At 56.5% G+C, this 849-nt stretch carries 2 pseudogenes; one reads left to right on the top strand and one right to left on the bottom strand.

The annotated features are described in order from the left end of the window. Nucleotides 1-138: 138 nt before the first annotated feature. Nucleotides 139-333: pseudogene (locus CEF10_RS16705) on the bottom strand (IS110 family transposase); the annotation flags it as partial. A gap of 221 nt (nt 334-554) precedes the next feature. On the opposite strand from CEF10_RS16705, the pseudogene CEF10_RS16700 reads away from it, so the two are divergent. Then, nucleotides 555-746 (top strand): annotated as a pseudogene (locus CEF10_RS16700) (hypothetical protein); the annotation flags it as partial. Nucleotides 747-849 lie beyond the last annotated feature (103 nt).

Raw genomic sequence — 849 nt, 5'->3', positions numbered from 1 at the left:
GCCGCCGCAAGAAGTGGAGGAGGCGTTCTACGCACAGATGAACACCCTTGAAAAAGCCGCGTAGGTTTTGAACAAAGAAGCCTCTCGGAAACCCGGGGCGGTTCAAAGCGGAGAAGACCTGAGGGTCAAGCGATTGCGGTTGAGGCAAGCCTCCATTCCCACGATGCAGCGTGGGAATTGCTCAAAAGTGGCATTCAGGGCCGAGCGCTTGATCTGCTTGCGCATGACCAGTTGACCGGACCAGCCGAACCCGACCTGGTGAAACGTATCCTTCCCGATGTCGATCCCGACGACGACGAGGTCTTTGAAGCTTCCTGTCTTCTTTGCACACATGGCTGCTTCTCCATTTTGCACGGTTGATCCCGGTTAAGGCTAACCCAATGGTGGGAAAGCAGCCGACACATCTCATTACCTGCCGTTCATCATGCCATTGCGATGCTGCGCCGCAGCCCGACAGACCGGCCATTCGGTGCAGGCACACAATCTCGGGGGTAGTGAATTCATACTGTGCGGACATCATGGAACTGCAGCACGGGATGTGACAGCATCCTGGCATGATCGAATTTCGTACTCTCGCCGATGACCATCCCGACCTCGCGCATTCTCCGCTGCTTCGGGCCGCTCTCCTGATCCTGCAATATGCGCGAGAGCACGGGTCAATCGGTCTGACCAAAACCAAGGCTTTCAAACGCGTCTTCGTCCATTGGGCCGTCGAGAATTTCGACTGGCCGGGCAAAAGCGCAGAAGTGAACCGCCCCGGGTTTCCGAGAGGGTAAAACTCTCAGAGGATGACCGTTATGGAATCGAAGAAGAAGCACACCCCGACATACACGGCCGAGTTCCGCGAGC

It is taken from the genome of Roseovarius salinarum (genome assembly GCF_002834145.1).
Lineage (GTDB): Bacteria > Pseudomonadota > Alphaproteobacteria > Rhodobacterales > Rhodobacteraceae > Roseovarius > Roseovarius salinarum.
This window is presented reverse-complemented; position numbering and strand designations above follow the sequence as displayed.